The organism is Streptomyces sp. AM 4-1-1 (genome assembly GCF_029167625.1).
Lineage (GTDB): Bacteria > Actinomycetota > Actinomycetes > Streptomycetales > Streptomycetaceae > Streptomyces.
On the sequence record NZ_CP119145.1, the window covers coordinates 4,470,404 to 4,496,611 of the forward strand.

Genomic DNA, 26,208 nt, shown 5'->3' on the forward strand with positions numbered 1-26,208 from the left:
GCCGGGTGCCGGGTGCGGGTACCGGACGCCGTCCGGTTCTACGCGGTCTCGCCGTGGCCCGGGATCTCCCCGTGGCCCTCGATCTCGCGCGGGTCACGGCTCCCGGGACCGACGTACCGCGCCGAGGGGCGCACCAGCCGTCCCGTCCGCTTCCGCTCCAGGATGTGCGCCGACCAGCCCGCCGTGCGGGCACAGGTGAACATCGACGTGCACATGTGCGCCGGGAACTCGGCGAAGTCCAGCACGATCGCCGCCCAGAACCCGACGTTCGTCGTCGGCACCCGGTCCGGGCCCGAGGGCCCTCCCCACGTACGCCCCGGACCCTCCCCGCGCACTGTTCGACCGCTGCGGGAAGATGGCCCCGTGCCCAACGCAGACGCCGCAGATCCCTCGGACGTGACTTCGTCCGCTCCGTCTTCTCCCGGGATCTCCCCCGGTTCCCCCGGAGCCCCTTCCGGGCCGTCCTCCTCCGCGTCCTCCCCGGGTCCGACGCCTTCCCCCGAGTCTTCCCGGTCGACCGCCGACCCGGCCGTGATGCGCGAGCAGTACCGCTCCGAGGACCTCACCGAGGACGCGCTCGCCCCCGATCCGATGGAACAGTTCGCCCGCTGGTTCCGCCAGGTCGCCGGGGGCGGCGCCCTCCACGAGCCGAACGCGATGGTGGTCTCGACCGCCACCCCCGGGGGCCGCCCGTCGTCCCGCACGGTGCTGCTGAAGCAGTTCGACGCCCGGGGCTTCGTCTTCTACACGAACTACGGCTCACGCAAGGGACGCGAGCTGGCCGCCAATCCGTACGTCTCGCTGCTCTTCCCCTGGCACCCGATGGCCCGCCAGGTGATCGTCACGGGCACCGCCGCGCGGGTCGGCCGGGGCGAGACCGTCGCGTACTTCCGTACCCGCCCGCATGGCTCCCAGCTGGGTGCCTGGGCCAGCGACCAGTCGGCACCGATCGGCACCCGCCGTGAACTCGTCGAGCGGTACGAGGCACTGGCGACCCGCTACCCGGAGGGCGAACAGGTCCCGGCGCCGCCGGAGTGGGGCGGCTTCCGCGTCGTACCGGACGCGGTGGAGTTCTGGCAGGGGCACGAGAACCGGCTGCACGACCGGCTGCGGTACGTGCGCGAGGGGAACGGCTGGCGGCTCCAAAGGCTCTGCCCGTAGTCCGGCTCTGCCCGTGGTCCGGTTCTGCCCGTAACCCGGCTCTGCCCGTGGTCCGGTTCTGCCCGTGGTCCGGTTCTGCCTGTGCTGCGGCCCCGCCCGTGACACCGCCTGCCCGTGCCGCCGCTCCGAGGGGCCGGCGGCACCGGGAACGCAGAAACCCGCGGGCTCTGGTTCCTCCTTGCGGAGGAGCCGGCCGGACTTACCGGCGAGCCCGCGGGCGGTGACTGCATTGGGTTTCGGCAGACAGCCTGCCGAGGTGCACAAGAGTGCGACAGCGAGCCGTCAGCCCGCAGTCACCTCACGAGTCCGAGAAGACTGCACTTCCGGATCACCTCCTTTCAACGTGTACCCACACCATAGGAACCGCCTCCGCGCGCACACAACCGATTTATCAGAAGTGTTTCTGACGCCCCCCGGGCCGGACGACGGCCTCCGTCAGGGCCGGGCGACCGGGCGCACACGACGGAGGCCGGCACCGGCCTCCGCCCCCGCTCCACGTCTGCCGTGACTCCTACGACCGGTAGAAGATCCGGTCGCGGTACTTCGTCATGACCCGGCCGTTCCACTCGTGGCCGCCGTCGACGTTCCCGGACCGCAGCAGCGGCGGTTCGATGCCGCGGGCCACCAGCTGTTCGGCGGCGGCGGCCATCATGGCCTGCATCAGGGCACTGGTGACGACGGTCGACGCGGGCGCGAACGGCGCCTCGATGCCCTCGGCCGTCAGTTCCGCGTCCCCGATCGAGATCTTGCTGTCGAGGACGATGTCGCAGTGGTCCTTCAGGAACCCGCCCGAGGTGTGCCGGGAGCGGGTGTTGTCCGCGTACGCCACCGATGTGACACCGACGACCTTCAGCCCGAGGGCGCGGGCGTTGATCGCCATCTCCACCGGGAGCGCGTTGCGCCCGGAGAGCGAGATGATCACCAGCACGTCGCCGCGCTCGGCGGGGCTGGAGTCCAGCACCGCACCGGCGAGACCGTCGACCCGCTCCAGGGCGGAGCCCAGGGTCGCGGGCATGACGTCGACGCCCAGCGTGCCGGGTACGGCGAGCAGGTTCATCAGGGCGAGTCCACCGGCCCGGTAGACGACGTCCTGGGCGGCGAGCGAGGAGTGCCCCGCGCCGAACGCGAAGAGGCGTCCGTCCGCCGCGACGGTGTCGGCGATCGCGGCACCGGCGGCCGCGATGTTGCCGGACTCCTCGTCGCGTACTCGCTCAAGCAGGCCGATCGCCGCGTCGAAGAACTGACCGGCCAGCTTGCTGTCGCTCATGTATGGAGACCTTTCCGGCGGTGGGCTATGGGGGTGGGTGTCCGTACGGTGTTGATCAGGGGCGGTCCGTGCCGCGATCACGTTGCGGTCTGGACCAGCGACCTGTCAATACCGCCTCGGGGACCGGTCGCGACCGCCCGGCTGCCGACGGAACACGGTTGTCGGCGTCATGAGTAAGAATTGAGCCAGGGCCATCGCACGATTTCATCGAGGGGCACGTATGTCCGGACTGATCGACACAACGGAGATGTATCTCCGCACCATCCTCGAACTCGAAGAGGAAGGCGTGGTCCCCATGCGCGCCCGGATCGCTGAACGGCTGGACCAGAGCGGTCCGACGGTCAGCCAGACGGTGGCGCGCATGGAGCGTGACGGCCTGGTCGGCGTCGCGGGAGACCGCCATCTCGAACTGACGGAGGAAGGCCGCCGACTGGCGACCCGCGTGATGCGCAAGCACCGGCTCGCCGAGTGCCTGCTCGTCGACGTCATCGGACTGGAGTGGGAACAGGTCCACGCGGAGGCGTGCCGCTGGGAGCACGTGATGAGCGAGGCCGTGGAGAAGCGGGTGCTGGAGCTGCTGCGGCACCCGACGGAGTCTCCGTACGGGAATCCCATCCCGGGCCTGGAGGAGCTGGGTGAGAAGACCGAGGCCGATCCGTTCCTGAACGAGGGCATGGTGAGCCTGGCCGATCTCGACCCGGGCATCGAGGGCAAGACCGTCGTGGTGCGCCGGATCGGCGAGCCCATCCAGACGGACGCCCAGCTGATGTACACGCTGCGACGGGCGGGCGTGCAGCCCGGCTCCGTGGTCAGCGTGACGGAATCCGCGGGCGGAGTCCTGATCGGCAGCAGCGGTGAGGCGGCGGAGCTGAACTCCGAGGTCGCCGCGCACGTCTTCGTCGCCAAGCAGTGAGGGACGGTGCGGTGCGGTAGCGGCCAAGCGCACCGGCCGCTCCCGCATCGGACCACCCTCCCCGTCTCCACTCGCGCCCCCGCCGACCCGGTTCCGCACTCCCACCGGCTCCGGACCCGCACCCGCACTTCCACCCGAGGCCGCAGGCATCGCCTGCGGCCCACGCCGCCCCGGAGTACGCCTGCGGCCCCCTCGGCGAAGGAGAGCCGCTGAACCGCGGCCACCACGTGTCGATTTCCGGCCGCAAGGGCAGCGCTCGGGCGAATGCCGTGCCAGGCTGTCGCTGACGCACTGCATATGACCTGAGGACGACGGCCGGCCGGGCCGCGCGATCGGGGAGGGGGCAGGGAATGCGCCGGTCGTACTGGCACACGCGGCAGTGGCACACGCCGCACCGGCACAAGCCGCGACGACTCACGAGGCACCGGCACACGCGCCGGCAGGTGGCTACCCGGGGCCACGCCGCCCTGGTCCCCCCGGCCGTCGACGTCCCCCTGCGCCGGAGGCCCGTGAGCGCGGGAGAGGGCCCCGGCACCGCACGGCGCCGGGGCCCGTCCTCCCCGTGGCTGACCTGGAGCCCCGAGCTCTCAAGGCCAATCCCCTCGGACCGTCGTCCCCGAACGGTCCGCCTCCCGCAGAAGATCTCCCCTCGCCGACCGTCGCCAATCCTTGGGCGGTGTCACTCGAACGAGGGGTGTTGGTGAGCAGACCTCGGCCTTCGAATTTTTGTTCGATAGTCTGCCGTGACGCGTTCACGTGGTGACCGAGAACCAGAAGGGGGTGCCAGGACAGATGGTGCGGCGCATCGATGTGACCGGGACCGGGGGCGTACGCCTCGCGGCCTGGGAGTTCGCCGATCCGCCCAAGGGACCTGCGGAGGGTGGGCGCGCGCCCGGGATCTTACTGCTCCACGGGCTGATGGGCCGGGCCTCGCACTGGGCGGCCACCGCCCGCCGGCTCTCCGACCGGTACCGTGCGGTGGCCCTGGACCAGCGGGGCCACGGCCGCAGCGAGAAACCCGCCGAGGGTCCGTACGACCGTGAGGCGTACGTGGCCGACGTGGAGGCGGCGATCGAACAGCTCGGGCTCGCCCCGGTGATCCTCATCGGGCACGCGATGGGCGCGCTCACCGCCTGGCAGCTCGCCGCGAAGCGCCCCGACCTGGTCCGGGCCGTGGTCATCTGTGACATGCGGGCCACCGCGCTGGGAGCGGCCTCCCAGCGGGAGTGGGAGGACTGGTTCAAGACCTGGCCGGTGCCGTTCGCGACGCTCGCCGACGTACGGAAGTGGTTCGGCGAGGACGACCCGTGGGTGGAGCGGCCGAACCCGGCGCGCGGCGACTTCTACGCGGAGGTGATGGCCGAGCGGGCGGACGGCTGGCGGCCCGTGTTCTCACGCCGCCAGATGCTCAGGACCCGGGCGACCTGGGTGTACGACGCGCACTGGGAGGAACTGGCCGGGGTGCGCTGCCCGACGCTGGTGCTGCGCGGACTCGACGGCGAGCTGGGACGGGCCGAGGCCCAGGAAATGGTGCGGGTGCTGCCACGCGGGCAGTACGCGGAGGTGGTGGACGCGGGTCACCTCGTCCACTACGACCAGCCGGACGGCTGGCGCGCGGCGGTCGAACCCTTCCTGGAGCAGTTCGCCGAGGACCCGGCCGAGACCGAGGACCCCGCCGGGACCGAAGTCCCTGCCGGGACGGATGATCCCGTCGGGACCGAAGTCCCTGCCGGGACGGAGGCTTCCGCCGGGACGGATGATCCCACCGGGACCGCCGTCCCGGCCGGGACGGACGACCCTGCGGCGCCGAGGACCCCGCCGAGACCGAGGAATCCGTCTCCCCATGACGTGACCCCGGCGGACAGTGCCCGCCCGACCCCGTAGCCCTGGAGCACCGCGACTCCTGTCCCCGTAACCCCTTGGCTGCGGACCCGCACGTGTCCGAAGCCCACGACCCCCAAGCGGCACGTGTCCGAAGCCCACGACCCCGAAGCGGCACGTGTCCGAAGCCCGCGACCCCGAAGCGGCACGTGTCCGAAGCCCACGACCCCGAAGCGGCACGTGTCCGAAGCCCGCGACCCCGAAGCGGCACGCGCCCGAAGCCCCACGACCCCGAAGCGGCCAAGCCCACGACCCCGAAGCCGCCACGCCCCGCGCCCCCGCCCCCGCGACCCCGAAGCCGCCAAGCCCCGCGCCCCACGACCCCCGTGCCCCTGGAGCCCCGCAGCCCCCTGACCCCGTACCCCCGAAGGAAGCCCCGTGCCCCTGGTCCGCCGACCGGTCAGCCCTTGCTGACCGCGGCCAGGATCTCCGGCAGCCGGTCCGCCGTGCGCGGGGCGGCCAGCCGCAGCCCCGCCCAGCCGATCAGCGTTCCGTAGCCCGCCCCCACCGGCAGGATCAGCCACAGCCAGCCGTGCCCACCGCTCAGATGCAGCCAGATCGTCAGCGCGATCAGCGGCGCGGACAGCACCGCCGCGAAGAGCATCCCGCCGAAGATGCTGATCGAGGCGATCCCGGCCTGTCCGGGCGCCACGCTCTTGTGCGCGCCGTCCTGCGGGATCGAGTACGCGAAACGGGCCGAGGCCACCGCACCCAGCCCGAGCATCGCGCCGAGCAGCGCGAGCGACAGGCCCATCACCTCGGGCAGCGCCTTCCAGTTCCCGACGACCGCCGCCGTCACCACGGTCACCAGGACCGAGTAGGGCACGGTGACCACCAGCAATGCCAGGGCGCGCGCCCGGAGTTCGAGATAGGCGTCCCGGGCCGACGAGATCGTCAGCGACACCATCCAGAAGGCGGACGTGTCCTGCCCGAACTGGTTGTACATCTGGGTGCCGAGCATCCCGGCGGCGAAGCACGCGAAGTAGACCGAGCCATGCTCCTGCACCGCGTTGATCACCGGCACGATCAGACCGACCGCGAGGGACGTCACCCAGGCCGCCTTGGTCTTCGGGTCGCGGACCGCGTACCGCAGACTGCGCTGCATCACCGTGCCCGTACGCCCCTCCGGCAGCAGCTTCCAGAGCCCGCCACCGCTCCTGCCGGACCTCGCGCGCTCCGGCTGCGACGCGGCGGCGAGCGTCGAGCCGTCCGGGGCCGTCATCAGCTTCTCCAGGCTGCGCTGCCACAGCCACACCGCGCACACCAGCGCCGCCACGGCCAGCAGCGACTGCGCCACGGCCTGCCCGTACGCCCCCTTCGACGCGGAGTCCACCGCCCCGAACGCCGAGGCCGGCGGCACCCACCGCAGCACGGCCGCTGCCGGGTCGAGGGAGGCCAGCCCGCCCGCCGCGCCGAGCCGCTGCGCCCCGTAGTTGACGAACTGGATGCCCACCGCGATCACCAGACCGCTCAGAACCGCCAGATCGCGGCCCTTGCGCGAGGTCAGCAGCCGGATGTTGCCCGCCGCGACGGCCCGCGCGAGCGCCACGCAGACCAGCAGCGCCAGCGGTACGGCCACCACCGCGAACACCGCACCCGCCGCGCCGTGCGCCAGTGCGATCGCCGAGCCGACCGCGAGGGAGAGCGTGAACAGCGGACCGAGGCCGACCAGCGACGCCGTCAGCAGCGCCACGATCAGCGACCGGGGCCGCAGCGGCAGCATCACCAGCCGGGTCGGGTCCAGGGTCTCGTCACCGCTAGGGAAGAACAGCGGCATCACGGCCCAGCCGAGCGCCAGCACCGCCACGAGCAGCACCACCAGCGCGTCCGCGTGGGCGTGGCCGCGCAGCAGCACGAGACCGGTCAGCTGGAGCGCGGTGAACAGCAGGGTGACGACGACACTGGTGACGTACGCGGCCCGGCGCCCGGACGACTGCCGCAGCCCGTTGCGCAGCAGCGCCAGCTTCAGCCGTACGAAGACGGGGGTCAGCCCCTGCGCCCCGGCCGGGCGCGCGCCGGGCGCGGTGGCGGGAGCGCCCGCGGGGAGATCGGTGACGCTCATCGGTCGCCGCCCAGCCAGTCGAGCGAGTCCCCGGTGTCCCGGCCGCCCGCGCCGACGAGTTCGAGGAACGCCTGCTGCAACGAGGGCGCCTCGCCGCGCACCTGCGCCAGCGTGCCCTGGGCCCGGATGCGGCCGGCCGCCATGACGGCCACCCAGTCGCACAGCGACTCGACCAGTTCCATCACATGGCTGGAGAAGATCACCGTCGCGCCCGAGCGGGTGTAGCGCTCCAGGACGCCTCGGATGGTCTGCGCGGACACCGGGTCCACACCCTCGAACGGCTCGTCCAGGAACAGCACTTCCGGGTTGTGCAGCAGCGCGGCGGCGAGCCCGATCTTCTTCCGCATGCCGGTCGAGTAGTCCACGACCAGCTTGTGCTGGGAGCCCGCCAGATCCAGTACGTCGAGGAGCTGGGTGGCCCGCTTGTCGACCTCCTCACCCGGCAGCCCACGCAACCGTCCGTTGTACGCGAGGAGTTCGCGCCCCGAGAGCCGTTCGAAGAGCCGCAGCCCCTCCGGCAGCACCCCGATCCGCGACTTCACCTCGACCGGGTCCCGCCACACGTCGTGCCCGGCGACCTCGATCCTCCCCATGTCCGGCCGCAGCAGCCCGGTCACCATCGACAGGGTGGTGGTCTTCCCGGCGCCGTTCGGCCCCACCAGCCCGACGAACCTGCCCGCGGGCAGTTCCAGGTCGATGCCCGCGACGGCGGTCTGCTCACCGAACCGCTTCCACAGCCCCTCCACGCGGACGGCGGGCGGCGCCACCCGCGCCCCGCCCGCCGCGTCGGCGCCGCGTTCGCCGCCCGCCCTGTCCGCTCCGTATGCCTCTGTCCGGTCCGACATGGTGCACAGCCTTTCGAAGTCCCCGTATCGGGGCCAGCCTACGAAAGCCTGGTGCGCGCGTCGGCGGCGTCCCTTCCGCAGGCGTACGCGAGCGGGCTGATCAGCTCCACGGCGTCCGGCAGCCACCGGTTCGCCTGGGAGGGGCGGCGGGCCCACTGCACCGCGCCCCGGCCGCCGACCCGGGTCGGCGGGGCCACGACGTAGTGGCCCGTACCCCGCCCGACCAGCCCGATCGCATCGGCCGACCAGCCCAATTCCCGTGCCAGACCGGCCGCCTTGTCGGCCGCGCCCGGCAGCACGAAGAAGCACATCCGGCGGTCCGGCGTGCGGGTGACCGGGCCGAGCGGCAGCCCCAGCCGCTCCATCCTGGCCAGCGCGAGGAACCCCGCCGACTCCGGCACGTCCAGCACGTCGAAGGCGCGGCCGGTCGGCAACAGCACACAGGCGCCGGGGTGTTCGGTCCACATCCGGCGGACCGCCGCGGCGCTGCCGGTGGCCAGCCCCGCCCAGTCGGCCCCGGCGGGATGCGCGCCCGGCGAGGCGCAGCCGAGATCGCCGCACGAGCAGTGTTCCGTACCGCCCACGGTCTCCAGCCAGGTGCCCGCGCAGACGTCCCAGTGCCGCTCCTCCGTGTACCGCACGGCGGCGGCCAGCTGGAATTCGCCCCGCTGCTGGGGAACGGTGTGCCGGGGGACCGGGCCGGCCTGCGTGACTGTGATCAGCTTTTCCACGAACAGCTCAACTCCCGGGGTCACGGGGGGTTACGGTCGCGCCCGGGGTGTCAGGAGGGCGCACCGGTCCAGCACGCGGGGCGCACGGGTGCATGGCCGGGGGCGCGCGTGAGGTGGAGCGATGGTGGCTGGGTACCCACTTCCGGGGGAACGGGCACGACGAACGTGCTGAATGTACGCATTCCTTGTCCAACAGCCGGGCAGTGATCCCCTCCATCGATCACTGCGGCCCAGGGGGAAACATGGCAACAAGGCCTCTCGTCGCCCGCCAGCCGAACGAACGGCTCCAGGCGCTCATCCAGGAAGCCGGATGTTCCAACGCGGGTCTCGCCCGCCGCGTCAACATGGTCGGAGCGGAGCGCGGGCTCGATCTCCGCTACGACAAGACGTCCGTGGCCCGCTGGCTGCGCGGGCAGCAGCCACGCGGCCGGGCGCCGGGCATCATCGCCGAGGCACTGGGCCGGAAGCTGGGCCGCACGGTCACGATCGACGAGATCGGCATGGCCAACGGCAAGAACCTGGCGGCCGGCGTCGGTCTCCAGTTCGCGCCGACCGTACTCGGCGCGATCGAGCAGGTCTGTGAGCTGTGGCGCAGCGACGTCGGCCGTCGCGACTTCCTGTCCGGCTCGTCGGTCGCCTCGTCGGCGCTGGTCGAACCCAGCCGCGACTGGCTGATCACGGGCGCGGACCCGCAGGTCGCGCGGACGGCCGGGGCGCGGGTCGGGCGGTCGGACGTCGAGGCGGTACGGGCGATGACGGCCGCCCTGGTCGACCTCGACCACCGGTACGGCAGCGGACACGTCCGGCCGGTCCTGGTGCACTACCTCAACAGCGTGGTCTCCGGGCTGCTGTCCGGCGCGTACCGGGAGACGGTCGGCCGGGAGCTGTTCGCGGCGGTGGCGCGCCTGACCGAGCTGGCCGGTTACATGGCGATCGACACCGGCCAGCCGGGGCTCGCCCAGCGCTACTACATCCAGGCCCTGCGACTGGCCCAGGCGGCGGGCGACCGGGCGTACGGCGGCTATGTGCTGGCCGCTTCGATGAGCCATCTCGCGGCCCAGCTCGGCAACCCGAGGGAGATCGCCCAGCTGGCCCGCGCCGCCCTGGAGGGGGCGCGCGGCCGGGTGACACCACGGGCGGAGGCGATGTTCCACGCGGCCGAGGCCCGCGGTCACGCCCTGCTCGGCGACGCCCAGACCTGCCGGCTCGCCGCGGGCCGGGCGCTGACCGCCCTGGAGCACGCGGACCCGGAGAAGGGCGACGACCCGGACTGGATCGCCCACTTCGACCACGCCTACCTCGCCGACGAGCTGGCCCACTGCCACCGCGACCTCGGACAGGCGGAGGAGGCGGCCCGGCGTGCCTCCGAGGCCCTGGCGGGCCTCCCGGAGTCCCGGGCCCGCCGCCGCGGGATCGGACTGGTCCTGCTCGCCACGGCCCAGGTCCAGCGGCGCGAGGTGGAACAGGCCTGCCACACGGGCACCGAGGCGATGGAACTCCTGGCCACGGTCCGCTCCAGCCGGGGCGCGGAGTATCTGGAGGACCTTCAGCAGCGCCTCGTGCCGTACGGCGACGAGCCCGCGGTCCGCGAGTTCGGCGCCAGGATGGAGTTGCAGGCGGCCTGAGACCCGCCCGCGGGGTCGCCTCGCGGATCTTCCGAGCGCACTCCGTCCGATCCGATTCCCGGATTCCGGATGTGGTGAGCCGGGCCCGCGGCGCCCGCCACCAGCGGCTTCACCCGACCGTGCGGCCCCGGCGCGCGCCTCGTGCCCGCCTGGAGGCGGCGGGCGACGCCACGCGCGTGGCACAGCGCCGCGACCACCCGATAGCGTGAGGTGACGATTCCGTAGGTTCACATGTAGGAGTCCCGGTGACGCAGAGCGGTCAGGGCGACGAACAGCAGCACCCTGCTGTACGGCCCGCGCACGAAGGTCTCGTGCTGCCCGCAGAGGGTGGCGACCCCTGGGCGGCTGGAGGAACCGCAGACCGGACCGGGCCCGCGGGCGGTCAGCCGTGGGGGCAGCAGCAGTCCTGGCCGCAGGAGCCCGGACCCGAGCAGGGCGACCGGCAGCAGTACGCGCAGCAGCCCCCGTACGCACAGCGGCAGCCGCGGCAGGACCAGTTCCAGCGGCCCGGACCGGGGCATGCCCAGCCGCTGCCGCCCGCGCAGGGCCAGCCGCACGGAGCACAGCCACCGCACGGAGCACAGCAGTCGTACGGGGGCGGGTCGGCCGTGCCGCCGGGGCGGCAGCCGTACGGGAACCAGGCCCCTCCTCAGCCGTACGGGGGTCAGGCCGGGCCTCAGCCGTACGCCCAGCCGCTGCCGCCCGAGGCCGGGCAGCCCGGCGGCCAGGACGCCGACGCGACCCAGTTCATCGCGCCCGTGCCCGGCGGCGTACCGCCCGAGAGCCCCGCTGAGGCCACCCAGTTCCTCCCGCAGGGGTCGGCGCAGCCGGGCGGACCCTCCGACGCGGACGCCACCCAGTACATCCCCCCGGTACCCGGCGGCGCCCCGTACGGCATCAGGCCCGGGACGCCCGGCGACCGTCCGCCGCCCGCCGAGTTCGACAGCCTGTTCCGCAGCGACGAACCGTCCGGCGGCACCCAGCAGTTGCCCCGGTTCGACCCGGTCGGGCAACGGCCGAAGCCGCCGCAGCAGCCCCGGCAGGCGTACCAGCAGGCCGCCGCCCCCGACGCGGAGCCGCCGCAGGGCCGGGCCGCGCAGCGCAAGAAGCCGAGGCACATCCCGCTGATCATCGCCGTCGTCGTCGGCTGTTCCGTCGTCGGGCTCGGCGCGGGCGCCCTGTTGAGCGGCGGCGAAGACACCTCGGACAACAAGCAGCCGGTGGCGTCCGCGAGTTCACCCGCGTCGAAGCCCGCCGAGAAGGCCGCTGACCCGGCCGAGTCGCAGGCGCAGGCGCTCGACAAGCTGCTCGCCGACAGCAACAGCAGCCGGGCGGCGGTGATCGGCGCGGTGGAGAAGATCAAGGGCTGCCAGGACCTGGACCGGGCCACCACCGATCTCCAGGGCGCGGCCGAGCAGCGCCGCGAACTGGTGACCCGGCTGGGGGACCTGACCATCGACCAGTTGCCCGAGCACGGCGCCTTGGCGTCCTCGCTGACCAAGGCGTGGGAGGCGTCGGCGTCGGCCGACGACCACTACGCGGCCTGGGCGGGACAGGCCAAGAACAACGGCAAGGTGTGCAAGCACGGCAAGGCGCGGCAGACGTCCGAGACGGCCGAGGCGAACCGCGCCAGCGGCGAGGCCAGCACGGCCAAGCAGCGGGCGTCCGGACTGTGGAACACCATCGCCGACAAGTACGGCCTCACCCGCCGGGCCCCCACCCAGCTCTGACCGGGTCCGGCCCGGACGCCGGCGGGGTGCGCGGGGGAACGGGTGCGTCGGGGCGTGGAGGGGGCGCGACGCCTGCCGTCCGGGCCCCCGGGACCCCGTACCCCCGCCCCTCACCCCGCCGGCCGGGCGTCGGACAGCCGGGCGTCGGACAGGGTCTCGGTGACGTCCACGAACCCCTTGCGCTGGGCGACCAGCCGCCCGTCCCGGACGATCTGGAACGTGACGTGCCGGTTCACGATGCGGGGGTACGCGGACGAGCCGAGCAGATCACCGAAGCCCCACCGCAGTACCGGGGTCAGGCCCCCGGTGTCCACCTCCGTGCCCCGGTTGAGGGCCGTCGCCACCCGGCCCGCGGTGATCCGGGGCTCGTCCAGCGCCTCCACGACCGCCTTCAGCGCGGTGTACGCGATCCACGTCGTCTGCACCCCGGTGTCGTCCGGGTCGATCCGGTCGTCACCGAACGCGTACCCCTGGATCACCTGCCGCATCGCGTCCCAGCGCGGATCGCCCGACTCCGGGTACCAGCCGGTGAGGTACGCCCCCTCGAAGGGGCTGTCGCGCCCGCCCGTACGGTCGATGAGCGGCTGGCCGACGCTGCCGAGCACCGAGGAGATCCGTACCCCCGCGCGCTCGGGGCCGAGCCGCCGGAACGAGTCGAAGAACGTCTCCGTGCGCTCCCCGAGCACCGCCGTCACACACCCGCCGGGCGCCCTCCTGAGCGCCGTCGCGGCCGGTTCCTCGTAGGACGTGGCGTCCTCCGGGGCCTTGATGTCGGCGGACGCGGGCCGGTGGGCCTCCGCGAGGCCGGTGTTGAGGAGGGCGGCCAGGCCGTCGCCGCCCACCGTGTCCGGGCGCACCAGCGAGACCCGCTCGCAGACGCGGGCGAGCTGCTTGCCGTTGCCCGCGAGCAGCGCGGACTGGCCGCCGTTGACCGGGTACGACAGATAGCTGGTGAACTCCTCGCCGGAGGCGCCGTAACCGCCGATGTACGGGATTCCGGCGGCCTCCAGCGGGGCCATGAACGCCCGGCCGTGTCCGCTGTACGAGCCGACGACCGCCACCACCCGGTGGTCGACCGCCTGCCGGGCGCAGTTCGCCGCGCCCAGCGAGGTGTCGCCCTCGTCGCAGGTGATGACGCGCAACTCGTGCCCGTCGATGCCCCCGCGCCGGTTGATCCAGCGGGCGTAGGCGTCGGCCATGGCGGGCATGCCCGCCATGTTCACCGTGGCCGGTCCCGCCGTGCCCTCGGGTGCCCAGGTCATCACGGTGAGGGGCTCCCTGGAATCCCCCGGGTCACCAGGGAGCACCCCGCAGCCGGTGAGCAGCGAGACCCCGGCCGCCGCCGCGCACAGGAGGCGCCGGTGGCGGGGGCGGGGGGAAGAGGGGTGTCGCCGTCCGGTCATGGGCCCGCACGTTTCCGCGTCCGGAGTAACGTGGGAGTGTGAGCGGGGCAACAATCGATGACGCCGTGGTGAATTACGGGGGCGGCCCCGCACCCGGCCCGCTTTTCCCCTCCCGCCGGGCGGAACCGGGGGCCGTGCGCCCCGGCCGGCGGAGAACGTACGATCGACAACCGTGCAGCAAGGTTCGGAGAACTCTTCCCGTCGAGGGCGTCGCTCATCCACCATGGGTTCCATGTCGCTCAACGATGTTCCGTGGTGGCGCTGGCGCAGCAACGTGCGCTCGGCGCTGCACATGCTCTCCGACCCCGTCTTCCACCAGGAGTGCTGGCTGTCCGGCCGGGAGGGGTACGGCGATGTCACCGACGCCGTGTACCGCCTGGTCGAGGACACCTGGCTGGACAACTGGTCGGCCGAGAGGTACGTCGGGACGATCTTCCGCGACTCCGGCGAGTCCGCCCTCGTGGACGTCGCCGTGCTGCGGGTGCTGCGCATCATGCACCAGGTGGGCGCGGACGCTCCCGTATCGGCGTATCTGGAGCATCACGGCTGGCCGGAGGCCGTACGGGCGGCCCGCGAGGCGCATGTGCTGCTCGCCACGAACGACGGCGAGGACCCGGACGTCCCACCGCGCTCGCTGGACGTGCTCCGCATCATGACCAGAACCGGCTGACCGCCGGGCGGTGTGGCACTCTACGAGGATGACCGCGCCGCAGCCTGCCGACTCCGCCATCCCCGCTCGCACCGCCGACTCCGCCGCCGCCGAGCAGTACGTCCTCATCCTCTCGTGCCCGGACAAACAGGGCATCGTGCACGCCGTGTCGAGCTACTTGTTCATGACCGGCTGCAACATCGAGGACAGCCAGCAGTTCGGGGACCACGACACCGGCCTGTTCTTCATGCGCGTCCACTTCTCGGCGGACGCCCCGGTCACGGTGGAGAAGCTGCGGGCCAGCTTCGCCGCGATCGGCGACTCGTTCCGGATGGACTGGCAGATCCACCGGGTCGCGGACCGGATGCGGATCGTGCTGATGGTCAGCAAGTACGGGCACTGCCTCAACGACCTGCTGTTCCGGTCCCGGATCGGGGCGCTGCCGGTCGAGATCGCGGCGGTGGTCTCCAACCACACGGACTTCGCCGAGCTGGCCGCCTCGTACGACATCCCGTTCCGCCACCTTCCGGTGACCAGGGACACCAAGGCGGAGGCGGAGGGACGGCTGCTGGACCTGGTGCGCGACGAGGACGTCGAACTCGTCGTCCTGGCCCGCTACATGCAGGTGCTCTCGGACGACCTGTGCAAGCAGCTGAGCGGCCGGATCATCAACATCCACCACTCGTTCCTGCCGAGCTTCAAGGGCGCGAAGCCGTACCACCAGGCGCACGAGCGCGGGGTGAAGCTGATCGGCGCGACCGCGCACTATGTGACGGCGGACCTCGACGAGGGCCCGATCATCGAGCAGGAGGTCGAGCGGGTCGGCCATGACGTCACGCCGGACCAGCTGGTCGCCATCGGGCGCGACGTGGAGTGCCAGGCGCTGGCGCGTGCGGTGAAGTGGCACGCGGAGCGGCGCATCCTGCTCAACGGCCGCCGCACGGTGATCTTCGCCTGAGGGTCTGACGCCCTGAGGCTCTGACGCCGTGACGCCGTGACGCCGTGAGGCTCTGACGCCGTGACTCCCTGACGCGCCCTGGTGCCCGACGCGCCCTGGTGCCTGACGCGCCCCGGTGTCCGGCCGCCCGCCGCCCGGCGGTTCGCGGGCGTGCGGGCGTGCGGGCGAGTGGGCCGGTACCGGGAGAGGGACGGCCCTCAGAGACGGCTGAGGGAGGCCGCGGCGAACAGCACGTCGCTGATCGCCTCGCGGTCGCCTTCCTGGCCCGCCGCCGCTTCCACGGGTGACACATGTCCCGCGACCAGTTGGCAGAACTCCACCCCGTCGAGCGCGACCTGGGCGACCGCGTGGTCGGGTGAGCCGGGTCCGGCGGACGCGGTGGGCGAGTCCAGGGGGATGTACCAGTCGCCGCCGCCCGAGCCCTCGATCTCCAGATGGATCGAGCGGCCCGGCGCGTCGGCGGTGCCCGGTGGACGGGCGGGGCCCGCGAGCCCGACCCGGCGGCGCTCGGCGAGGGCGCCGGGGAGCATGCGCGCCGCCAGGTCGATCAGCCGGTGGAGATGGGCGGCGGACGGGGCCTCGTACGGATACGCCACCGCGTCCGCGATGTCACCGGCGTGCACCCAGCACTCGAAGGCCCGCTCCAGCAACGCGTCCTGGAGCGGGAGGGCGAAGTCCCCGTACGGGACGGAGAGACCGTCGACGTTCCGGGCGGCGAAGGAGACCGTGCGGATGAGCGCGTGGCTCTGGTCGCGCCAGGGCTCGCGGACGGTGCGGGTCGGTGGACGGCGCACGGCCGACCAGTACGTCTCGGTTCGGGTGGTCGGGCTCAGCGGTATCTCCCGGGCGCCGTGACCGGGGCGGGCGGGCCCGGCCAGAGAGATGAGCGGGTCGTCGAGGCCGAGGGCGGCGCTGATCAGTCCGTCGACGGTCATCAGATGGCCGATGACTCCGGCGACCGTCGTCCGGCGGGTCGCCTCCTCCCGGCCGTCGAACCACCTCAGCCGGACCGGGGCGTGCCACTCGCCGTCGCCGATGTCCCGCAGCAGGGAGTCGAGCCTGGCGGTCTCGGCGTCGTACGGCGCGGCCCAGTCGGGCACCGGGATTCCGGCCGGCCGACGGCTGAGGCAGCCTTCGAGCACCCGGTTGCGCAGCATCGGGTCCAGGTCCAGGCTGCGGTCGATGTGCAGCAGCCCGACCGCGTCCCGCAACCGCAGGGCCTCGTCGGCGCAGGGGGCGCACTCGGTGAGGTGTTCCTCGACGGCCTCGGTCTCCTCGGCGGAACAGGCGGCCAGCGCCCAGGCGCCGAGCAGCGACTTGAGTACACGATGGGAGAGGGCCGGGACGGGCGGTGCCAGTGGTGCCACGGGAGGATTCGGTTCCGGTGTCGGAGGTGCGGGTGCGGGCGGTGTGGGAGGGGTGCGGGGTGTGAACGCGGGTGGTTCGAGGTCGTCCGCCGGGGTCCGTGGAGCGGGTATCCGCAGACCCCGCCACCACTCGTGGTGGAGCCTGCCGTCCCGCCCGCCGTCCTCCGGGCCGCCGCCGTCCTCGCGATCGTCGGACCGCGGGTCGTCGGACCGCGGGTCGTCCGGCCTCGGGTCGTCGTGGTCCGTCACAGGGAGCGCCCGTATCCGGGCGGCGACGAACCCTCCAGCGGGCGGCTGTTCGCGGTGGACAGCAGCTGGAGGCCCAGCCGCAGCCGCCGCCGGGCCTCGTCCTCGGTGATGCCGAGGTCGGCGGCGGTCTGCCGGTAGTCCCGGCGCTGGAAGTACGCAAGCTCCAGGGCGGCCCGCAGCGGTGACGGCATCGAGGTGACGATGTAGTCGGCGCGCGCCGACGCGGTCGCTCTGCGCACCTTCTCCTCCAGCGCGTCCAGCTCCCGCGGGTCCGCTTCGCCGCCGACCTGCCGGTGCGCGGCGGCCTCGGCCATGCGCAGCCGCTGGACGGCCTGGCGGTGGGTGAGCCGGGCCACCCAGGCGCGCATCGAGCCCTGCTTCGGGTCGTACGTCTCCGGGTTCTCCCAGACGTGACCGAAGACCTCGCGGGTCACCAGGTCCGCGGCGGCCTCGTCGTCGAGGACCAGGTGGGCCTGGCTGTGGACGAGCGAGGCGAACCGGTCGTACAGCTCGCCGAGCGCCGCCGCTTCGCCACGGGCCAGCCGTTGCTGCATCCTGCGGTCCCAGCGAGGTGGTGAGTCCATCGGCATAAGCCCCCCTGCCTCAGATCCGAGCCCCTCGTCCCCCCGAATGTAGTCGGCGGTTGTGACACCGCACGCACCTTTGCACCAAGTACGTCCCTACGGAGCCCCGGGATGGTAGGGGAGCGCGCACCGGACGGTGTCCCGCGTCCGGCGGGACCGGGTCCGACGTGATCACTTCTGTGTGAAGGGCGCCGAGGCTTCCGGAACGGGGCCGGGGCCCTCCGGGGCGCCGGGGGAAGTCGGCGGGGGTGCTGATCCGCGGGGCTCTCGCGCCGGCCAGGGGGCGGAGCAGCGGTGGAACGGCCCCGGTAGGCCGTTCCTCGTGCCCTGCCCGCTTCCGGGCAGATCAACCGCACATGTCTGAGGCGAAGTTGCGATCGGGCCGGGCCGAATGCCGCATTCTTCGCACCAGGTCGGCGTGCTGTTGACGTCCCGTCAGAAGCGCGGGTCCGGCCGCTGTTCGTGATGACCTACGTGTGAAAGTCGTGCACATCATCTGCAGAGTGTGAAGGTCTTGACGCGTTCTGATCACGTGTGCGAAAGTCGGCGCGCCGTGAGGGATTTCCGATACTCCGCATCAAGTCGCACATCGAACTCCACGGCAAGCTCCTTAGCGGTTTTCCCTTTTCAGCAGTGTCCGTGGTGCCCCCTGCTCCTGGGTCCGTCACCACCAGAACCAACGCACCGACCCGACGCAACGCACCGCCCTGCCCGGCCACTTCGGCCTGGCCGCTCGCGCCACCACGTACTGCTGACACCACCGAGCTCCGAGGACCCGAGGAATCACCATGGGCAAGATCGCCGTACTCACGAACGACCTGCAGGCCGACGTCGTCCACAAGACCCCTGAGCGCACCGCGGCGATGGCGGATGCCCAACCGGTCTTCGTGAAGTTCCTGGACGCGATGCGTCAGCGCGGACACGGCGTCTATCACCTGCAGTTGGTGAACCTGCCGGACGACCCGAACGTGGAGCGCGACCTCGACGGCACCCTTCCCCTTCAGCGCGGCAGCGCCGGCGCGGCCATCCTGCACGACTTCACCGCCCCGACGGACGTGGTCGTGGAGAAGAACAAGGACAGCGGCTTCTACGAGACCGAGCTGCACGACCTCCTCCAGAAGGCGGGCGTCGACACGGTGCTGGTGACCGGCCTGCAGACCCAGATATGCGTCCAGACCACCGCCGCGGACGCCTTCTTCCGCGGCTACAACATCTGGGTTCCGTCCGACTGCGTGGTCTCCGGTGACCCCGAGGCGCGCGACCGGTCCCTGGAATGGCTGCGCGGGTACTGCGCCACGGTCGCCGACTCGGCCGAGATCCTGGACACCCTCGACACCCGGGGCGAGCTGCCCCGCAAGGTCGTCAAGATCCTTCCGTAGTCCCTTCGTTCCGCAGCTCGCACCCCCACGAACCGCATGCCCTGAAGGGACCACGGATGACCACCCCGGCAGCCGACCTCGGCGAAATCGTTCTCGACCACGGAAGCGGGACCCAGCTCAGCCATGAGCTGGTCTCTCTCATCGTGGAAACCCTCGGCGACGTCTACATCGGCGAGATGGAGGACAGCGCCATGCTGCCCTTCCCGGGCGGTCAGATGGCCATGACCACCGACTCGTTCGTCGTCGACCCGCCGTTCTTCGGCAACGGGGACATCGGGAAGATCGCGGTCTGCGGCACGGTCAACGACCTCGCCGTGGTCGGCTCCAGGCCGTTGTACCTCACGCTCGGCATGATCCTGGAGACCGGGCTGCCGGTCTCGCGGCTGGTGCAGGTCCTCACCTCCATCAGGGAGACGGCTCGCGAGGCGGGCGTCCAGATCGTGTGCGGGGACACCAAGGTGGTGCGCAAGGGCGAGGCGGACCAGATCTACCTCAACACCGCCGGGGTCGGCGTGTTCGAGCGGTCGCCGCTGCGCATGCGGAACGTCCGGCCCGGCGACCGGGTCATCCTCAGCGGCCCCATCGGCAACCACACGGTCCACCTGCTGTCGATCCGCGAGGGACTGGGCTTCGAGCAGCGCGTACTCAGCGACTGCGCGCCGGTCAACGGCATGCTGGACGAGCTGTTCGCCGGTGTCGGCGAGGACGACGTGCACTCGGTGCGCGACGTCACCCGGGGCGGACTGGCGGCCGTGCTGCAGGAATACTCCGAGGCCGTCGGACGCACCATCAGCATCGACCAGGCCGCCCTGCCGATCCAGTTCGAGACCGTCATGGCGATGGACATGCTCGGGATCAACCCGATCCACTCCGCCAACGAGGGCTGCGTCTGCCTGTTCGTCGACCCGTCGGCCGAGCAGTCGGTGCTGGACACGCTGCGCTCCCACCGTTACGGCTCGGGCGCGGTGACCATCGGCGAGGTCACCGAACAGGCCGACGCCCAGGTGCTCCTGCGGGACGCGGACGGTCGCGTCACCGTGGTCGAGGAGCTTCAGGGCGCCGAGCTGCCCCGGCTCTGCTGACCCCGCCCGGATCATGGAAGAGACACCACTCACGAAGCGCCGGAGCATCCGGGTCACCGGCGTGGTCCAGGGCGTCGGCTACCGGCCGTTCGTCTACAAGGCGGCCCACGCACTCCAGTTGACCGGATGGGTCCTCAACGATCCGGAAGGCGTGCTGATCGAGGTCACCGGACCGGCCGGTGTGCTCGACGAGTTCGCCGGGCGGCTGAGCGAGCAGGCACCCCCGCAGGCCCGCGTCACCTCGGTGCGTGTCGAGGAACTGCCACTGCCCGCGAGGCTCCCGGAGAACTTCGTCATCCGGGAGAGCGTGCGCAGCGGAAGCAAGAGCACCATCGTCCCCGCCGACGGTCACGTCTGCGCGGACTGCCTCGCCGAGATGCGCGACCGTACGGACCGCCGGTACCGCTATCCGTTCATCAACTGCACGAACTGCGGTCCGCGTTACTCCATCGTGCGGGCGCTGCCGTACGACCGGGCGCAGACCACGATGTCGGCCTTCACCATGTGCCCACCGTGCGCCGGGGAGTACGCGGACCCGCTGGACCGGCGCTACCACGCCCAGCCCAACGCGTGCGGGGACTGCGGCCCCGAGCTGCTGCTCGCCGACGCCGCAGGTGACGTACGGCGCGGTGAGGACGCCCTGTCCGCCGCCGTACGGGCGCTCGTCGGAGGGGGCATCGTCGCCGTCAAGAGCGTCGGCGGCTTCCACCTGGCCGTCGACGCGCGCGACGCCGGGGCGATCGACCGGCTGCGGGCGGGGAAGCGGCGCGACTCCAAGCCGTTCGCGGTGATGGCGCGCGACCTGGACACCGTCGCCGGGTTCGCCGAGTTCAGTCCGGCCGAAGCCGGTCTGCTCAGCTCGTCGTCCCGCCCGATCGTCCTGGTGCGCAAACGGCCGGGCGCCCTGCCCGAGGCCATCGCCCCCCGCAACCCCAATCTCGGGGTCATGCTCCCCTCGGCCCCGCAGCACCACCTGCTGGTGGACAGCGCCGGGCTCGGCGCGCTCGTGATGACCAGCGGGAACATCTCCGGTTACCCGATCGCCTACCGCAACGAGGAGGCGCTGGAACACCTCTTCCGGATCGCCGACCTGGTGCTCTACAACGACCGGGACATCGAGACCAGGGTCGACGACTCGCTGGTGCGGCACTCGGTGCACGCCGGGCTCGACCGGCCGCTGGTCAGCTTTCTGCGCAGGGCGCGTGGTTACGCCCCGTACCCGGTGGAGGTCGGCGTCGAACTGGTGCCGCTGGTGGCCTACGGCGCCGAGCTGAAGACCACCGTGGCGCTGTCGAGCGGCACGCGCGTCCACCTCAGCCAGCACATCGGCGACCTGAAGAACGACGAGACCTGGGAGTCGCACCAGCAGACCGCCCGGCATCTCGCCCACCTCCACGAGCTGACGCCCCGGCACGCGGCGGTGGACCTCCACCCGCAGTTCCGCGCCACCCGGCTGGCGCTCCAGGAGCGGGGCGGATCGTTCGGAGAGGTGGTCCAGGTGCAGCACCACCACGCGCACATGGCCTCCTGCATGGCCGAGAACCGGCTCACCGGGACCACCCTCGGTGTGATCTTCGACGGAGCCGGCTACGGCGAGGACGGCACGACCTGGGGCGGCGAGTTCCTGCTCGGCACGTACCGCGAGGTCCGCCGTGTCGCCCATCTGCGCACCGTTCCACTGCTCGGGGGCGACCGCGCGGTGCGGGAGCCGATCAGGACCGGCTTCGCACTGGCCCTGGACGCCTTCGGCGACACCGATGCCGCCGGTGCCGCCTTCCCGGTGCTGGAAACCCTCGACGACCAGCAACGTCACGTCTTCGCGACCATGGCTCGGCGCGGGGTCAACGCCCCGCCGTCGTCCAGCATGGGGCGGCTGTTCGACGCCGTCGCGGCTCTGCTCGACGTCACCACGCACGCCGAGTACGAGGCACAGGGGCCGATCGAGCTGGAGGGGCTGCTCGCGCGGGACCTGACGATGTCCGGTCCGGCGGAGCGCTACCGGTTCGGCGGCGGCACCTCCGCCGGCGCGACGGAGATCGATCCACGCCCCGTGGTGCGGGCCATCGCCGCCGACCTCGCGGCCGGTGCGGACACCGCCACCGTCAGCCGGCGCTTCCACTCGGGAGTGGTCGACATGGTCGTCGAACGCTGCCGGGCGGTACGGACGGACACGGGCGGTCGGGCGACCGGTCAGGTGGTGCTCTCCGGAGGCGTCTTCCTCAACGAGTTCCTGCTGGTCAACTGCATGGTGGAGCTGGGCCGCGCGGGGTTCGACGCCTACTGCCAGCAGCAGGTGCCCACCAACGACGGCGGTATCGCCCTGGGACAGATCATGGTGGCCAACGCCCGGCTGACGGCGGAGAGCGCGGAGCCGGCGCGATGACACGACCGCACGGGCACATCGTCGTCCTGCACCGCTGGCGCGACCGGCACGCCCACTACGCCGACTACCTGGACCACGACGCCTACCGGGTCAGTTACGTGACGACCCGGCTCGGCCTGGCCTCCGTCCCGGCCGCCGCGGCCGCAGTCGCCGAGGTCTCCGCCACCGACTCGCTGGCCGAGACCACGGCCGCGGTGGCCGCACTGGCCGAACGGCTCGGTCCGGTACGGCGCCTGGTGGCCCTCAACGAGGGCGACCTCGACACGGCCGCGGCGCTGCGGGCCGGGTTCGCCCTGCCCGGCCAGTCCGCCCAGGAGCTGGAGCGGTTCCGGGACAAGCTCACGATGGTCACCCTGGTGGACCGGGCGGGGATCGCGGTCCCCCGCTACGGCGACGCGGTGAGCCGGGAGTCCGTACGGGAGTTCGCCCGGAGCAACGGCTGGCCGGTGGTGGTCAAGCCGCGCCGCGGCACCGCGAGCCGTGGTGTGGCGGTACTGCGCGGCCCGGCCGACCTGGACGCGTCCGCGCTGTTCGACGGGGCATCCTCCGAGTCCCGCATCGCGCAGTCCTTCGTCGCCGATCCCGTCTTCCACGTCGACGGGCTGTGGACCGGGTCCGCACTGGGGCCGTGGCGCGCGTCGCGTTACGTCAACAGTTGCCACGACTTCACCGAAGGGGCCTTCCTCGGCTCGGTCGAGGTCGACGAACCCGAACTGCTGCCCCCGCTCGCGGACTTCACCGCGGCCGTCGGCGAGGCCCTGGGGGAGGGGCGGCCCTGGGTCTTTCATCTGGAGGTGTTCGTGGGCTCCGGTGAGGACGGCGCCCCACGGCTCACATTCCTGGAGGCCGGGGCCCGGGTGGGAGGCGGCGAGATCCCCTTCGTCTGGCGGGAGGTCCACGGCCTGGACCTGATGGCCGCCGCCGCGGACATCCAGATGGACCGCCCGCCGGCCGTGCCCGCCACCGGCTCCGCTCCCGGAGGCACGGCCGGATGGCTGTTGCTGCCCATGCCCGTTCCGGCGCCCTGCCGGGTGGTCGAGGTGACCCGGGTGCCGGACCTCACCGGCCCGGAGTCCGGCCCGTACGCGCGGGTGGTGCCCGAGCCGGGCACCGTGATCCCGCGGACCGGTGGCTACGAGCACGTCGCCGCCCGCTTCCGGTTCCGCGGCTCCTCCAGCCGCGAGGTGGAGGCGGCGATCGAGAAGACCGCCGGGGCCTTCACCGTCCGTTGCGAGTCCCTGCCGGTCCCAGCACCACAACCAGCGAAGGAAATGTGAGCGTCCGATGAGTGAGCCCAGGAGCCATCTCATAGTGGTGGGCAGCCGGTTGAAGGCGTACCGCGAGTACGCGATGGCCTCCCTGGCCCGGCGGTACGACATCGCTCTGGTGACCTCGCAGGAGGTCACCTGGGAGAAGTCGTACGTCTCCGCCTACCGGACGGCCGACACCACCGACGCCCACGCCCTGCGCGGCGCGGTCGAGGACCTCCTCACCGTGACACCCGCCGGAACCGGACTGTTCACCTGGGACGAGCTGTCCCTGATCGCCACCTCCGAGGTGGCCGAACAGCTCGGCCTGCGGCATCTGTCCGCGTCGGCCGCCACCGCCTGCCGCGACAAGTACGCCGCCCGAGGGCTGCTGGACCGGGCCGGACTGCCGGGCGTGCGGCACCGCCTGGCGCACTCCGTCGAGGAGGCGTCCGCCGCGGCCGCCGCGATCGGCTACCCCGTGGTGCTCAAGCCGCGCTCACTGGCGGGCAGCATGGGCGTCACCGTGGCACGCGACGCCGCCGAACTGCGGGACGCCTACGCCGCGGTCGTCCGCACGACGTTCCCGGGAATCCGTACCGAGGCCGGCGTACTGGTCGAGGAGTACCTCCAGGGCCCCGAGATCAGCGTCGACAGCTGTGTGGTCGACGGCGAGGCCGAACCGGTCTTCGTCGCCCGCAAACGCCTCGGCTTCCATCCCGCCTTCGAGGAGGTCGGCCACCTGGTCGGCCCGTGGCGCCACGAGCCGTGGGCCGCCGAGGTGGAGGACCTGGTCAAGGCGGCACACCGGGCGCTCGGCGTCGAGCTGGGCCTCACCCACACCGAGATCCGGCTGACCCCCTCCGGCTGCCGGCTGATCGAGCTCAACGGCCGTCTCGGCGGTGACCTCATCCCGCACCTGGGCGCACTGGCCACCGGGATCGACCTGCCGTCGGCCGGTGCCGCGCTGGCGTCCGGGGCGCGGCCCGACCTCGCCGCGGCCCACGACCGCTGGGCGGAGGTCCGCTTCCTCTACCCCGCGCACGACGGCGTCCTGGAGCGGCTGGAGCTGGGCGGAGCGGCCGAGGTGCCGGGGGTGGCGGAGATCATCACCCTGGCCGGACCCGGTGACGAACTGCTGCTGCCGCCGCAGGCCCTCACCCCGCGTACCGCCGCGGTGATCGTCGTGGGCGACGACGCGGCCGGATGCACCGCGGCCCTGGACCGCGCCGAGGCGGAGGTGGTCCCGGTGCTCCGCGGCTCCGCGCTGGACGGACTGGGAGCGCTGCTGGAGAACCCGGTCACCCGCCGCTACCTGGCGCTGGAGAACGGCCTGGAGAACATGGTCGTTCCCGAGCTGCGCAACGACTGGAACAGCTACGGAGCGGGGGGCGGAAAGGCCCTGAACCGGCCGGTGTTCCTGGCGACCGCGGACCGGCTCGGCCTGGAGGCCGACCTCAACGGACTGTTCGAGCTGCTGACGACCATCCCCGACCGGCTCTTCGGCGGTGACCGCCGGGCGTTCGCCGAAGCCGTGGGCATGACGCCCACGCAGATCGACCTGGTGACGCGCGGCGCGGGCCTGCGGATGCCCGCGATGTCCCGGGCCGACATGTACCGCGAGCCGGGCGGGTTCAAGCTGATGGAACTCAACACCGGCAGCTCGCTGGGTGGTTGGCAGATGGGGGAGTTCTCCCGGCCGGCCGGCCGCAACAAGGCGTTCCGCGACTTCACCGACTCCGAGGGTCTGGTCCACCCGGACCCCGTCGGACGGATCGCCGACGTCCTGCGCGCCGAGGCGGCCGACGCGGGCTTCGAACTCCCGGCCCGTCCGGTGCTGGCCCTGACCGAGTGGCCCGACGGCTACGACCACACCAAGCCCTGGCTGGACTTCGTGGTGCCCGACTGGCTGCGGCACGGGTTCGACACCGTCGTGTGCAGCCTCGCGGAGTTCGACTACCGCGACGGCGTGCCGTACATCCACGGCCGCAAGGTGGACGTGGTCTACCGGATCTTCCTGCCCGGCGAAATGGCCGACGAGCAGCGCAGCCACGACCTGGTCGACCCGCTCCTGGACGCCGTCGGACAGGGGCACACCTTCCTGTTCGCCGGACTCGACTGCGAGCTGTACGGCAACAAGGGCAGCCTCGCGATGCTCAGCGACGAGCGCAACCGCGACGCCTTCACCGCCGCCGAGCACGGACTGATCGACCGCATCCTGCCGTGGACCCGCTTCCTGCGGGACGAGTCCGTGCGGCGTGACGACGCGGACGTCGATCTGCTGCCGTATGTACTGGCCCACAAGGACCGGCTCGCGCTGAAGCCCACCCTGCTGTACGGCGGTGTCGGTGTCGTCCCCGGCTGGTCGGTGGACCAGGAGGAGTGGGAGAGGCACGTGCGCGGCGCGGTGGACGGCCCGTACGTGGTCCAGGAACGCGTGCTGCCGGTCGCCGAACGGTTCGTCGCCGAGGACGGCCGTGGATTCGAGCGGATGGTGGTCGCCTACGGCGTGCTCATGGTCGGCGGCGCGTACGCCGGCATGCTGGTGCGCGGTACCCCCGACCCCCGGGTCGGCATCGTCAGCATGTCCAACGGCGCCCAGATCGGCTGCTGTTACCACATCGAGGACGACGCCGCGGGCGCCGAGGCGGTCGCCGGGGTCCAGGAGTGACGGAGTCGACGGACGGGACCG

Annotated in this window: 18 protein-coding genes and 2 pseudogenes; 12 read left to right on the forward strand and 8 right to left on the reverse strand. The window is 72.3% G+C overall.

What is annotated here, in order from left to right; genetic code table 11:
• Positions 1–38 precede the first annotated feature (38 nt).
• Positions 39–290: pseudogene (locus PZB75_RS18920) on the reverse strand (citrate/2-methylcitrate synthase); the annotation flags it as partial.
• Positions 291–534: 244 nt separating this feature from the next.
• Here PZB75_RS18920 and pdxH point away from each other — a divergent pair.
• The gene (gene pdxH / locus PZB75_RS18925) at positions 535–1,161 is read left to right on the forward strand and encodes a pyridoxamine 5'-phosphate oxidase (protein WP_275536492.1); all 627 of its coding nucleotides are present in this window, start codon (positions 535–537) and stop codon (positions 1,159–1,161) included.
• A gap of 511 nt (positions 1,162–1,672) precedes the next feature.
• Here pdxH and PZB75_RS18930 read toward each other — a convergent pair.
• On the reverse strand, positions 1,673–2,428 hold the full coding sequence (locus tag PZB75_RS18930; protein ID WP_275536493.1) for an SIS domain-containing protein: 756 nt from the start codon (positions 2,426–2,428) through the stop codon (positions 1,673–1,675).
• 220 nt (positions 2,429–2,648) lie between these two features.
• On the opposite strand from PZB75_RS18930, the gene PZB75_RS18935 reads away from it, so the two are divergent.
• Positions 2,649–3,341: a metal-dependent transcriptional regulator gene (locus tag PZB75_RS18935; RefSeq protein WP_275536494.1), complete on the forward strand. Its 693-nt coding sequence runs from the start codon at positions 2,649–2,651 to the stop codon at positions 3,339–3,341.
• Between the two features lie 792 nt (positions 3,342–4,133).
• A pseudogene (locus PZB75_RS18940) lies at positions 4,134–4,994 on the forward strand (alpha/beta hydrolase); the annotation flags it as partial.
• A 628-nt stretch (positions 4,995–5,622) separates the two neighbouring features.
• Here the strand turns inward: PZB75_RS18940 and PZB75_RS18945 are convergent.
• Genes PZB75_RS18945 through PZB75_RS18955 form a run of 3 tightly spaced genes read right to left on the reverse strand, consistent with a single transcriptional unit; the run spans position 5,623 to position 8,851 of the window.
• A complete protein-coding gene (locus PZB75_RS18945) occupies positions 5,623–7,284 on the reverse strand; it encodes a transporter (RefSeq protein WP_275536495.1) in 1,662 nt (553 codons plus the stop codon).
• The gene (locus tag PZB75_RS18950) at positions 7,281–8,129 is read right to left on the reverse strand and encodes an ABC transporter ATP-binding protein (protein ID WP_275536496.1); all 849 of its coding nucleotides are present in this window, start codon (positions 8,127–8,129) and stop codon (positions 7,281–7,283) included. Before PZB75_RS18950 ends, PZB75_RS18945 begins: the two co-directional genes overlap by 4 nt.
• Positions 8,130–8,167: 38 nt before the next feature.
• Positions 8,168–8,851, reverse strand: coding sequence for a bifunctional DNA primase/polymerase (locus PZB75_RS18955; RefSeq protein ID WP_275538763.1), 684 nt, complete (start codon positions 8,849–8,851; stop codon positions 8,168–8,170).
• Between the two features lie 251 nt (positions 8,852–9,102).
• On the opposite strand from PZB75_RS18955, the gene PZB75_RS18960 reads away from it, so the two are divergent.
• Together PZB75_RS18960 and PZB75_RS18965 are read left to right on the forward strand one after the other, a co-directional pair.
• On the forward strand, positions 9,103–10,485 hold the full coding sequence (locus tag PZB75_RS18960) for a transcriptional regulator (RefSeq protein WP_275536497.1): 1,383 nt from the start codon (positions 9,103–9,105) through the stop codon (positions 10,483–10,485).
• A 245-nt stretch (positions 10,486–10,730) separates the two neighbouring features.
• On the forward strand, positions 10,731–12,215 hold the full coding sequence (locus PZB75_RS18965; RefSeq protein ID WP_275536498.1) for a hypothetical protein: 1,485 nt from the start codon (positions 10,731–10,733) through the stop codon (positions 12,213–12,215).
• A gap of 110 nt (positions 12,216–12,325) precedes the next feature.
• Here PZB75_RS18965 and PZB75_RS18970 read toward each other — a convergent pair whose 3' ends face one another.
• Positions 12,326–13,618 (reverse strand): ABC transporter substrate-binding protein, encoded by a 1,293-nt coding sequence (locus PZB75_RS18970; RefSeq protein WP_275536499.1) that lies wholly within the window; start codon positions 13,616–13,618, stop codon positions 12,326–12,328.
• Between the two features lie 223 nt (positions 13,619–13,841).
• Here PZB75_RS18970 and PZB75_RS18975 point away from each other — a divergent pair, with 223 nt between their 5' ends.
• Together PZB75_RS18975 and purU are read left to right on the forward strand one after the other, a co-directional pair.
• Positions 13,842–14,288: a hypothetical protein gene (locus PZB75_RS18975; RefSeq protein ID WP_275536500.1), complete on the forward strand. Its 447-nt coding sequence runs from the start codon at positions 13,842–13,844 to the stop codon at positions 14,286–14,288.
• A gap of 28 nt (positions 14,289–14,316) precedes the next feature.
• Complete coding sequence (purU, locus tag PZB75_RS18980; RefSeq protein WP_275536501.1) at positions 14,317–15,225, forward strand: formyltetrahydrofolate deformylase; 909 nt, start codon at positions 14,317–14,319, stop codon at positions 15,223–15,225.
• Positions 15,226–15,422: 197 nt separating this feature from the next.
• Here the strand turns inward: purU and PZB75_RS18985 are convergent, their stop codons facing one another.
• Together PZB75_RS18985 and PZB75_RS18990 are read right to left on the reverse strand one after the other, a co-directional pair.
• Positions 15,423–16,709 carry a zf-HC2 domain-containing protein gene (locus PZB75_RS18985; protein WP_275538764.1) on the reverse strand — a complete coding sequence of 429 codons (1,287 nt, stop codon included), beginning with the start codon at positions 16,707–16,709 and terminating at the stop codon, positions 15,423–15,425.
• A gap of 128 nt (positions 16,710–16,837) precedes the next feature.
• Positions 16,838–17,431, reverse strand: coding sequence for a sigma-70 family RNA polymerase sigma factor (locus PZB75_RS18990; RefSeq protein WP_275536502.1), 594 nt, complete (start codon positions 17,429–17,431; stop codon positions 16,838–16,840).
• A gap of 782 nt (positions 17,432–18,213) precedes the next feature.
• Between PZB75_RS18990 and PZB75_RS18995 the strand changes: the two genes are divergently transcribed.
• Genes PZB75_RS18995 through PZB75_RS19015 form a run of 5 tightly spaced genes read left to right on the forward strand, consistent with a single transcriptional unit; the run spans position 18,214 to position 26,187 of the window.
• A complete protein-coding gene (locus PZB75_RS18995; RefSeq protein WP_275536503.1) occupies positions 18,214–18,804 on the forward strand; it encodes a cysteine hydrolase in 591 nt (196 codons plus the stop codon).
• 56 nt (positions 18,805–18,860) lie between these two features.
• Positions 18,861–19,886 (forward strand): hydrogenase expression/formation protein HypE, encoded by a 1,026-nt coding sequence (gene hypE, locus PZB75_RS19000; RefSeq protein ID WP_275536504.1) that lies wholly within the window; start codon positions 18,861–18,863, stop codon positions 19,884–19,886.
• A 13-nt stretch (positions 19,887–19,899) separates the two neighbouring features.
• Positions 19,900–22,269 carry a carbamoyltransferase HypF gene (gene hypF / locus PZB75_RS19005; RefSeq protein ID WP_275536505.1) on the forward strand — a complete coding sequence of 790 codons (2,370 nt, stop codon included), beginning with the start codon at positions 19,900–19,902 and terminating at the stop codon, positions 22,267–22,269.
• A complete protein-coding gene (locus PZB75_RS19010; RefSeq protein WP_275536506.1) occupies positions 22,266–23,546 on the forward strand; it encodes a biotin carboxylase in 1,281 nt (426 codons plus the stop codon). The genes hypF and PZB75_RS19010 overlap by 4 nt, the downstream gene beginning before the upstream one ends.
• A 7-nt stretch (positions 23,547–23,553) precedes the next feature.
• Complete coding sequence (locus tag PZB75_RS19015; RefSeq protein WP_275536507.1) at positions 23,554–26,187, forward strand: ATP-grasp domain-containing protein; 2,634 nt, start codon at positions 23,554–23,556, stop codon at positions 26,185–26,187.
• The last annotated feature ends 21 nt before the right edge of the window (positions 26,188–26,208 follow it).

Bases quoted from the DNA above. Each gene is read 5' to 3' on its own strand.
- pdxH (WP_275536492.1), top strand. From the start codon at position 535: ATGCGCGAGCAGTACCGCTCCGAGGACCTCACCGAGGACGCGCTCGCC.
- PZB75_RS18960 (WP_275536497.1), top strand. From the start codon at position 9,103: ATGGCAACAAGGCCTCTCGTCGCCCGCCAGCCGAACGAACGGCTCCAG.
- hypE (WP_275536504.1), top strand. From the start codon at position 18,861: ATGACCACCCCGGCAGCCGACCTCGGCGAAATCGTTCTCGACCACGGA.
- PZB75_RS19015 (WP_275536507.1), top strand. From the start codon at position 23,554: ATGAGTGAGCCCAGGAGCCATCTCATAGTGGTGGGCAGCCGGTTGAAG.
- PZB75_RS18930 (WP_275536493.1), bottom strand. From the start codon at position 2,428: ATGAGCGACAGCAAGCTGGCCGGTCAGTTCTTCGACGCGGCGATCGGC.
- hypF (WP_275536505.1), top strand. From the start codon at position 19,900: ATGGAAGAGACACCACTCACGAAGCGCCGGAGCATCCGGGTCACCGGC.
- PZB75_RS18975 (WP_275536500.1), top strand. From the start codon at position 13,842: ATGGGTTCCATGTCGCTCAACGATGTTCCGTGGTGGCGCTGGCGCAGC.
- PZB75_RS18990 (WP_275536502.1), bottom strand. From the start codon at position 17,431: ATGCCGATGGACTCACCACCTCGCTGGGACCGCAGGATGCAGCAACGG.
- PZB75_RS18950 (WP_275536496.1), bottom strand. From the start codon at position 8,129: ATGTCGGACCGGACAGAGGCATACGGAGCGGACAGGGCGGGCGGCGAA.
- PZB75_RS18945 (WP_275536495.1), bottom strand. From the start codon at position 7,284: ATGAGCGTCACCGATCTCCCCGCGGGCGCTCCCGCCACCGCGCCCGGC.
- PZB75_RS19010 (WP_275536506.1), top strand. From the start codon at position 22,266: ATGACACGACCGCACGGGCACATCGTCGTCCTGCACCGCTGGCGCGAC.
- PZB75_RS18970 (WP_275536499.1), bottom strand. From the start codon at position 13,618: ATGACCGGACGGCGACACCCCTCTTCCCCCCGCCCCCGCCACCGGCGC.
- PZB75_RS18995 (WP_275536503.1), top strand. From the start codon at position 18,214: ATGGGCAAGATCGCCGTACTCACGAACGACCTGCAGGCCGACGTCGTC.
- PZB75_RS18935 (WP_275536494.1), top strand. From the start codon at position 2,649: ATGTCCGGACTGATCGACACAACGGAGATGTATCTCCGCACCATCCTC.
- purU (WP_275536501.1), top strand. From the start codon at position 14,317: ATGACCGCGCCGCAGCCTGCCGACTCCGCCATCCCCGCTCGCACCGCC.